The organism is Bradyrhizobium sp. INPA03-11B (assembly GCF_040446015.1).
GTDB classification, from domain to species: domain Bacteria; phylum Pseudomonadota; class Alphaproteobacteria; order Rhizobiales; family Xanthobacteraceae; genus Bradyrhizobium; species Bradyrhizobium macuxiense_A.
This window is the reverse complement of sequence record NZ_JASGSR010000197.1, coordinates 1-9916: the sequence shown is the minus strand read 5'-3', so window position 1 is coordinate 9916 and position 9916 is coordinate 1. Positions and strand designations below refer to the sequence as shown.

Sequence of the window (9916 nt, the reverse complement as noted above, 5' to 3'; positions counted from 1 at the left end):
GGTACCGGGTTTGCGAGCTACGACGTGAACGGTCATCTCGGCCTGATGGTGGCGAACCACGCAACGCTCAACGCGGTGATGCCCGTCTATCGTTTCACCGAGACGGCGGTGAATCTGGCGAGCGGAAGCGATCCGTCGTCGGCCCTGACGCTCTGGCTGCCGCCGCTCTACCAGGAGGATCCGGTTGGCGCGCGCATGATCCGCCGCGGCGGCGCCGACCTGACGTTGCAGTCGAACCTCGATCAGACCAGAGGAACGCTGACGATCGGCACGCAAGCGAGCGTGACGGTCGATCCCGGGCATGCGATCACGCTGCGCAGCCCAGGCCAGATCAATATCGACGGCCGCCTGACGGCTGCCGGCGGCCGGATCGATGTCCTTCAGAATGGCAGTCCCGGTGATCCCTATATCGGCGCGCGGTCGATCTGGCTCGCCGGCAACGCCGTCCTCGACGTCGCGGGGCAAAGCGCCGTGGCGATCGATCGCTCCGGTCGCCGCTATGGCTTCGCGGACGCCGGCGGCAGGATCACGCTGGGTGACGACAGCGAGGCCCCCGGCGTGGTCGCACCGGCCGGCAGCGGCTTTGTCATCCTGCGGCCCGGCGCGCGTCTCGACGCCTCCGGCGCCAGTGCAGTCATCGATGTGGTGGATGCCGGAGCCGGTTCGAACTCCGTGCATCCGCTCACGCTGGCGGGCGCGGGCGGCAGCATCGCCATCAGCGCGCTGAGCGGCTTCTATCTCGATGGCACCATGACGGCACGGGCCGGCGGCGAGGGTGCTGCCGGCGGTACGCTGTCGCTGGCCCTGGTGACGCCGAGCTACAGCAATCCGGACAGTCGGCCGGCGCCGAACGAGGTGCGCAAGTTCCGCATCCTCGAGGTCGCGGCGCAAGCTGGCGCGAGCGGCCTTGCGCCGGATTTGGCGTGGGGCGCGCCTGACCCGGCTTTGCAGTTTGGGCACGGCCGCATCGGCGCCGACCAGGTTGCGAATGGCGGCTTCGCCAACCTCCGCCTTTACTCGGAGACCATCGCATTCGACGGCGACGTCCAGCTCAAATTGCCGCAGAGCCTCAGGATTTACGGCAACCTCGTTGCCAAGGGAGGCAACGAACGGATCGACCTTGCGGCGCCTTACGTCTCATTCGGCAACGTCTCGTTCTCGCCGAGCGAAGGGGCGATCGAGCCCCGTCCGGGCAGCGTGACCGGGGGCAGGCAACCCGGCTTCGGCACGACGCTGGGCGCGCAGCTGGCCAAGACGGGCACCGCGCAGCTGACAGTCAATGCCGATCTGGTCGATCTCGCCGGCTCTTTCGAGCCGCTCAACACCGCAATCATCCAGGCGGATAAGTCGACATCGGTGCTGACCAGCATTGCCGGCATCGATCAGGTCCGTGTGGTCAGCCGAGGCGACATCCGTGTTACCGGCGACACCTATGGCTCCCGCACGCTGGAGCTCGATGCCGCACAGATTTATCCCGTCAGCAATGCCAAGGTGCTCGTCGCGGCAAGTGAGCTTGTGCGGTTCGGCCGCACCACTGCCGATGCACCGGCGCAGCCGTTCTCGGTATTTGGCCGGCTTGCCATCTACGGCAAGACAATCGAGCAGGGCGGCATCGTGCGTGCGCCGCTTGGCACGCTCATTCTCGGCGGCTCGGCCATAGCAAAGAATCTGGCGGGCGCGCAGCAAATCGACTTGCTGCCCGGCAGCATCACGTCGGTGAGCGCCGCGGGGCTTGCGATGCCCTATGGCGGCACCGTCGACGGCATCGTGTACAATTACAACGGGGCCGCGGTGACGCAGGCCATCAACGGCATTAACGCGTACGGCGAAGTGATCGGCGGCATCAGCCTGTCCGGTCCGGCGGTGACGGTCGCCAGCGGTGCACTGCTCGATCTCTCCGGCGGTGGCCAGCTGCTCGGCGCCGGCTTCATCAGCGGCCGCGGTGGCTCGGTCGATGTGCTGCTCAATCCGCTGGCGGCCGCCAATCCGGGCAACAGCTACAGCAGCCTGAAGAACCAGGTGTTCGCGATCGTCCCGAGCGCGAACGCGGATTATGCGCCGATCGTGCCGGCCAGCCAGGGTGCGGCGCCTTCGATCGGACAGCGCATTACGGTCGGAGGCGGAGTGCCCGGCCTCGCGGCGGGAACGTACACGCTGATGCCGGCCTCATATGCGCTGCTGCCCGGCGCGTTCCGCGTCGAACTCGGTGCGCAGACCCAGCCCGGAGGTCGCACGGTCGCACTGCCGAACGGCTCCTACGTGACGACGGCCTACGGCAGTGTCGCCAATACCCCGATCTATGCCAGCCAACCTAATCTGGCGGTGATCACGCCGGGCGCCACGGTGCGCAGCTATTCGCAGTACAATGAGCAGGACTATACGAGCTTCATGCTCGCGACCGCTGCGCGCACCGGACAGCCGCGGCCGAGTCTGCCCGCCGATGCCGCGGTTCTGCAACTCATCCTGTCGGCGCAGCCGTCGGGCAAGCCGTCGTTTTCCTTCGCCGGGCAGGCATTGTTCACGCCGGGCAGTGGCGGCTATGGCGGCACGGTCAGCGTCGACACGGATCAATTTTCGCGTCTGGAGATTCTCGGCGTCAACTCGACGCCGACAGCCGGCTTCGCCTCGCTGCGTGCGGCCGACCTCGATGCGATCGGCGCCGCCAGGATTTCGATCGGCGGCGGCCAGAGCCTCGATCTGCAGAACGGCTATGTGGGGACTTACGGCTTTGCCAACTCGGTCGTGGTGCGCGGCGGCGCGGTGCTGCGCGCGCCCGAAGTGTTCATCACGGCCGGCGCCGGCGGCATTCGGATCGAGGACGGCGCGCGCATCGACACGATCGGGGCCGGTGCTGCGACCGTGATGCCGTCGAGCGACGGATTCGCCTACAGCATTGGCGGAACCGGAAACATGATGGTCGTGTCGAACGGCTGGGTCGACCTGCCGCAATTCTCGACCGGCGGCGTCATCGCCGGCGGCATCACCGTCGGGGCCGCCACCATCGCGACCGAAGGCATGCTTGCCTTCGGTGTCCAGAAGGGAACGCTGTCGATCGCCGATAGCATGCGTTACGGCGCGCGTTATCTTTCGTTGATCACGCCGAACCTAAATATCGGCGACGCGGCGGCGATCGCCGCGGCACGGGCCGCCGGTGTGCTGCCCGACGGTCTCGTGCTGAACCAGGACGTGTTCGGCCGCCTGCTGGCCGGCAACGCCGTGATCGGTGCCCCCAAGCTGGAGAGCCTGATCCTGACGGCGCAGTCGTCGATCAACTTCTACGGCTCGCTCAATCTGTCGACGATCGACCCTGCGACCGGCCAGTCCAGCCTCCGTTCGCTCGTGCTCAACACGCCCGCGATCTACGGCCTCGGGACGGCCGGTGACACCGCAACGCTGACCACCGGGCAACTGGTCTGGAACGGCATCAACGACGGCGTCCTCCGCACCGGCAGAAACGAACCGCGCAGCCTGCCGCCCGGCGCAGTGATCAAGGACGGCGCCGGCACCGGCCACGGCACGCTCAATATCATCGCCGATGAGGTGGTGTTCGGTTATCCCAGCGAGGCGAGGCCGGACACCCAGGTGACGCTGGACCGGCTGGCACTCGGCTTCTCGACGTTCAACGTCACGGCGCGCGGCCGGATCACCGCGAACAACCGCAATACATTGTCGGTGTATGAGAGTCAGGGCGCGTACCGGACCGGCGTGGGATACAGCTACAGCGGTGGCAACCTCAATCTGATCACTCCGGTGCTCACGGGCGACTCCGGCTCGATCAACCGCATCACCGCCGGCGGTGCACTCAACCTGACCGGCACTGGCGAGCTGGCCGCAGCAGGCCCGGCAGCGTTCGGCGCCGAGATCGGCCTGACCGGCGGCACCGTCGCGATATCGAGCGCCGTCGTGCTGCCGAGCGGCAAGCTGACGGTCTCTGCCGATGGCGACATCGTCGTGAGTGGCGCTGCGCGGATCGATATGGCGGGGCGTACCGTCGGCCTGCTCGACGCGGTGCGCTATAGCTGGGGCGGCGACGTGACGCTCGAAAGCACCCACGGCAACATCACCCAGGCGGCCGGATCGGTCATCGATGTCTCGGCGGTGAACAATCGCGCCGGATCGTTGTCGGTAGCGGCGCTCGATGCCGCGGCCGGACACGTGGTGCTGGCCGGCTCGCTGCGCGGCAGCGCATCGGGGCACTACGACGCCGGTGGCACGATGGTGCCGTTCCTTGCCGGCAGCATCGACGTGCGCGCGCAGACGATCGACGATTTCGCCGGGTTGAACCAACGGCTCACGCTCGCCGGTGTGACCGGCGCACGCAACTTCCAGCTCAAGCAGGGTGATCTCACCATCGGCGACGAGCTGGTGGCAAACAGCATCAGCGTGTCGGTCGATGGCGGCCGCCTGACCGTCAATGGCCGCATCGATGCCAGCGGCGAGCGCGTCGGCACGATCCGGCTCGCTGCGCGCGACGGCTTGTTGCTCGGCGGTGCTTCCGTACTTGACGCCCATGGCACGGTGCTTCGCGTCGACAGCTACGGCCAGCCGATCGATGCCCCGAACCGGGCCGTGGTGGAATTGACCACGACGCAGGGCCGGCTCAGCCTCGCGCCCGGCGCACGGATCGACGTGGGTTCGGCGGACAATGTCGCGCGCGGCACGATCGAGTTGAGCGCGCCGCGGCTCGGCGGCGCAGGCGGCAGTGGCGACGGCGCCAACGACGTGGCGATCGATGTGGCAGGTCCGGTGACCATCGCGGGCGCGCGCAGCGTCGCCGTCAACGGCTTCCGTACCTACCGGCCGGCCGATGGCATCATCAACCAGGACCTGATGGACACCGTGCACACCTCCAGCACAGCCTTCATCACGGCAGCGCTGGCGAATGCCGATCTGCAGAACCGCCTTGGCGGCCTACGCGCCTATGCCGACGCATTCCATCTGCGGCCCGGCGTCGAGATCGCGAGCGCGACGCCAGACGGCGACCTGACGATATCAGGCGACATCGACCTGTCCCGCTACCGCTACGATAGCCTCAACCCGAACACCGCAAAGACGGGCATCTACGGCTCCGGCGAGCCGGGCCGCCTGGTGATCCGCGCCGGCGGCAATCTGAATGTGTTCGGCAACGTCAGCGACGGCTTCGGCGCGCCGCCGGTTGCAGGCACCGACGGCACCAATACGCCGGAGGTCGCACGGCTTCTGGTCAAGGGCACCCAGCCGAACGCAAGTGACGTCGTGATCCCGCGCGCCGGCGTGGTGATCGCCGACGGCACCCTGTTCCCGAGCGCCAGTGTGCTGAACTACGACCTGCCGGTGCAGGCATTCACGTTGGCGGCGAACAAGGTGCTTCCCGCCAACGCTCCGCTGCAAAGCGCGCTGACGCTGCCTGCCGGGACGGTGCTGCGCGCGGATGTGCTCGATGCCTCCGGCGCAGTCATGTATGCGCGCGGCACGCTGCTGCGCCAAGATACCATGTTGCCCGCGGGCACGATCCTCGGCGCGGGCAGCCGGTTTGCCTCCGCCATCTCGGTCGGCCCGATGATCTGGCCGAAGAATGTGCCGCTGCCGGGCAGCCTGACGCTGAACGGGTCGCTGACGCTGCCGATTGGCGCCATCATTCCGTCCGCGACGGTCGTCAAGCTACCGGATGACGCTAGCTTCGTGAAACTGCGCGACGACCCGACACCCAGCGGGATCTGGGCCGCGGCGCCAATGCTGCCGCAGGGATCGCAATCGTGGTCGTTGCGTCTCGTGGCCGGCGCTGATGTAACCGCCGCCGACAGCCGCGCGTTGCGGCCGCGCAGTTCGCGTGCGGGCAGCCTGGTGCTCGCCGATTCTTCAGTCATGGCTGTGTTCACCAACCAGCCCGCTGGCTGGGTCTGGTCGGATACGGGCGATGGCACCAATCCATTTGGCACGCCAGGACAGGCGGGTGATCCCGACATTTGCGCTGCGCTTCCCGACTATTGTGTGTGGAATGCAGGCGGCCTCACCGCGCAGACGCAATTCCCGGTACCGAGCGTGGTGCGCACGGGGACCGGCGATCTTGAGCTACTGAGCGGCTCGGACTTGAAGGTCCGCACATCGTTCGGCATCTACACGGCCGGCACACAGTCGCCGGCAATCCTGGCGGCGGATGGCTCGAATCCATACGACCTGCCGCGCGGTCGGCCGTTGGGCACCCCTGTGCTCGGGAACAGCGGTGCCTCGTATGAGGGACAGGTCAACGGTCAAGCCGGCAGCGTCTACCACGCCTGGTATCCCGAAGGCGGCGGCAATCTGCTGGTGGCGGCGCAGGGCAATTTGACCGGCATCTCGAGCAACCCGATGAGCGTCCAGGACGGCAACCCGGGCAACTGGCTCTGGCGTCAGGGCGGCAACATCACCGGCCAGCAGACCGCGTGGTGGATCAATTTCGGCACCGTTGCACTTCCGCAGCCGCGCGATCCTGATGCGACGCCTTTGGCTCTCGTCGGCTTCACCGGCTTCGGCACGCTTGGCGGTGGTAACGTCACCGTCCTGGCAGGCGGCGATGCCGGTGTCTTGGCGACGCAAACCGGCAGTAACCAGGTGACGAGTTCGACTGCGCTGAACATCACGGTTGGCTCGACCGGGCGCATCACGCCGAACGGGCAACTGGTCCTAACCGGCGGCGGCGATATGCAGGTCAAGATCGGCGGCCAGCTCAACCCGCTGCAGCCGACGTTGATCACCACCAGGGTCACGAGCGAAACCAGCGGCGTGCTGACCAACCTCCGCGGTCTGATCGACGTGCAGGCCGGAACCATCGGCGGGATCAACCTGACCTATGGCGCGAAGCTTGCAGCCGACCCGCGCTGGCCGGAGCCGTCGACGGCCAACAAGGGCCTCGGCTTCGGCGGACTGCTGATCATCCCCGGCGATGCCGTGGTCGATTTGTCGGCGCGCGGCGATCTGGTGCTGGCCGGCGCGGCTGATGCGGGGCGGGTGCTGCTGCAGAACACCACGAGCTATTCGGTCGGCGGCGTTCCGCACGTCGGCGGCGGCACCACCTGGTTCTCGCTGTGGCGCAACGAGACGGCGATCAATCTGGCCTCGGCCGGTGGCAACCTCGTTCCCACCACCCAGAACAATCTGTCGGTCAACAACACCATCGATGGCCCCACCGACAGCATGTACGTCTATCCGCCGACGCTGACCGCGCTTGCGGCCAGCGGCAGCATCTACTATGGCGCCTACGACACGCAGCCGACCAACATTCCGCCGCCGCTCACGCTGGCGCCGTCGCCGATTGGACAACTCGAGTTGCTGGCCGGCCGCTCGATCTATGCCAATGGCTATGGGATCAACATCTCGGGCGCCGATCTGAGTGGGTTGACGACGCCGTTCCAACCGGCGTTTTGGGGATGGCAGCGCAATGACATCACGACGACCAATGTCAACGGCACCGGAACGGTCTTCCCGCAATTTGGTTCTCTGTCTCCCCGTGGTGTCGAGCTGTTCGCATTCGGCCCGAACACGGCGAGCAATCTGCATGCCGCCGATCCGAACCCCGCACTGATCTATGCCGCGACCGGCGATATCGTCGGCTTCAAGAGCGGCGAGGTCTACACCGGCATAGGCGCGACGCCGCAGCCGGCGGGCACCTGGTATGTCGCGGCAAAGCCGATGCAGCTGATGGCGGGGCGCGACATTGTCAGCCTCGGCACCCCGATCGGCTCGCCGGATGTGCCGTACAACGGGATGCGGACCAGCAACCTGATCTTCCACACCGGCGACAACGACATCTCGATCGTGTCGGCGGGCCGCGACATCATCTACGCCAATGTGCAGGTCGCAGGTCCGGGCACACTGATGATGACGGCGGGGCGCAACATCTACCAGGCAGATCAGGCTGCGGTGACGAGCCTCGGCGCGGTGGTCCCCGGCGACCATCGTCCCGGTGCCTCGGTGCTGATGATGGCCGGCGCGGATGCGGCAAATTACAGTGCGTTGCTGCTCTATCTGGATCCCGCCAATCTGGCGAAGGCAGGCGTGCCGCTCGCCGACCAGCCCGGCAAGGTGGTGAAGACCTACGAGAAGGACCTCGCTGACTGGCTGTCGGAGCACTACGGCTTCAGCGGCACGGTTGCGGAAGCGCGCGAGCGGTTCGCATCATTGCCGCCGGAGCAGCAGGCGGTCTTCCTGCGGCAGGTCTATTACGACGAGCTGCGCGACAGCGGCCGTGAATACAATGACGCCAACGGTCCGCGTGCGAAATCCTACCTGCGTGGCCGGCAGGCGATCGCGGCACTGTTCCCGGATCGTGATCCCACAGGTGCGCCCATTGCCTATCAGGGCGACATTACGATGTTCGGCGGCGCGGGCGTCCGGACGATTGAAGGCGGCAATATCCAGCTGCTCGCACCCGGCGGCCGAATCCTGCTGGGCGTCGAGGGTGTCGTGCCGCCGGCCTCGGCGGGCCTGATCACCCAGGGCAAGGGCGATATCGAGACCTATTCGAAGGGCAGCCTGCTGCTCGGCCTGTCGCGCATCATGACGACCTTCGGCGGCAACATTATCGCCTGGTCGGCGGAAGGCGACATCAACGCCGGCCGCGGCTCCAAGACGACGCAGGTGTATACGCCGCCGAAGCGCGTCACTGACAGTTATGGACAGGTGTCATTGTCTCCCAGCGTCCCCACCACCGGTGCCGGCATCGCAACGCTCAATCCGATCCCTGAGGTGCTGCCCGGCAACGTCGACCTGATCGCGCCGCTCGGCACCATCGATGCGGGCGAGGCCGGCATTCGCGTCTCGGGCAACGTCAACCTCGCGGCCCTGCAAGTCGTCAATGCCGCGAACATCCAGGTTCAGGGCACGTCGAGCGGGATTCCGACGGTGCAGGGGCCGCCCGTGGGCGCGCTGACGGCCGCGTCGAATACGGCGGCGGCGTCACAGCAAACCGCCGCACCGCCGCCGTCGAACAACAACCAGCCATCGGTGATCATCGTCGAGGTGCTCGGATATGGCGGTGGCTCCGGTGAAGGCGACGCATCGCCGAACGAAAATCGGCGGCAACCTCCGGCCGGCAAGCAGAGCTACAACCCGAACGATCCCGTCAGGGTGGTCGGCTACGGTCCGCTCACAGGAGCCGACACGCGCGCGCTGACCGAAGAGGAAAGGCACAAGCTCATCCCGGAGTAGCGCCACTCTCACCCGCAGATAATCAGCGCGGCAGTGATCCCGCAACGAAGAGCAACTTCGGGGAAGCAAAGGTGCTTCCCCGGAGCGCAGTTGAGAGTGCGCCGTGGAGATTCGGGTCGTGACTGGTGCCAACCGAGCGCGTCTAAGCAGTGAGCTGGCGGAGAACTATGATCGCATCATCTGGAGTCTGACCCGGTCGCTCGGGTCGCCCGACGTTGCCCATGATGCTCTGCATGAGGCGTTCTTGCGGCTGGACCGGGTCCCGGATTCCGATGCGATCCGCAGCCCCGTCGATTATATCCTCCGCATCGCGCTCAATGTCGCGAAAGATCGCTGGCGGGCGCAACGTCGTCGTGCCGGCACGTCCGATATCGCCGAGCTGTTGGATATCAGCGACGAAACCGCCGATACCGTCCGAATTGTCGAAGCCCGTTCTGAAATCGCCGCCTTCAAACGCGCGCTTGCCGAGTTGCCGGTGCGGTCTCGCGAGGTCCTGCGTCATATCTCGCTCGATGGACGAACAACGCAGCAGGTTGCAGCCCAGCTCGATGTCAGCGTACGGACGGTTGAGAGTGACCTGAAGCGCGCACTGCGCCACTGTGCCGATCGCCTCGACTATGCGCTGCCGCAACGCCTCGGCGGACCGCGCCCGCGCGCGTGAGCAATGCCGCGTGTGTTCGCTTTGACGCTGCAAGTGCGACGGGATGTCGGCAACCCGCCGGGTCGTGCCATTGGCGGAAGCCGATATGGC

At 66.7% G+C, this 9916-nt stretch carries 2 protein-coding genes; both read left to right on the top strand.

Translation table 11 applies throughout. The features are described from left to right. Positions 1 to 24: 24 nt before the first annotated feature. Positions 25 to 9165 (top strand): filamentous hemagglutinin family protein, encoded by a 9141-nt coding sequence (locus tag QMZ05_RS39095; RefSeq protein ID WP_353705611.1) that lies wholly within the window; start codon positions 25 to 27, stop codon positions 9163 to 9165. A 118-nt stretch (positions 9166 to 9283) separates the two neighbouring features. After that, a complete protein-coding gene (locus QMZ05_RS39090; RefSeq protein WP_353705610.1) occupies positions 9284 to 9826 on the top strand; it encodes an RNA polymerase sigma factor in 543 nt (180 codons plus the stop codon). The last annotated feature ends 90 nt before the right edge of the window (positions 9827 to 9916 follow it).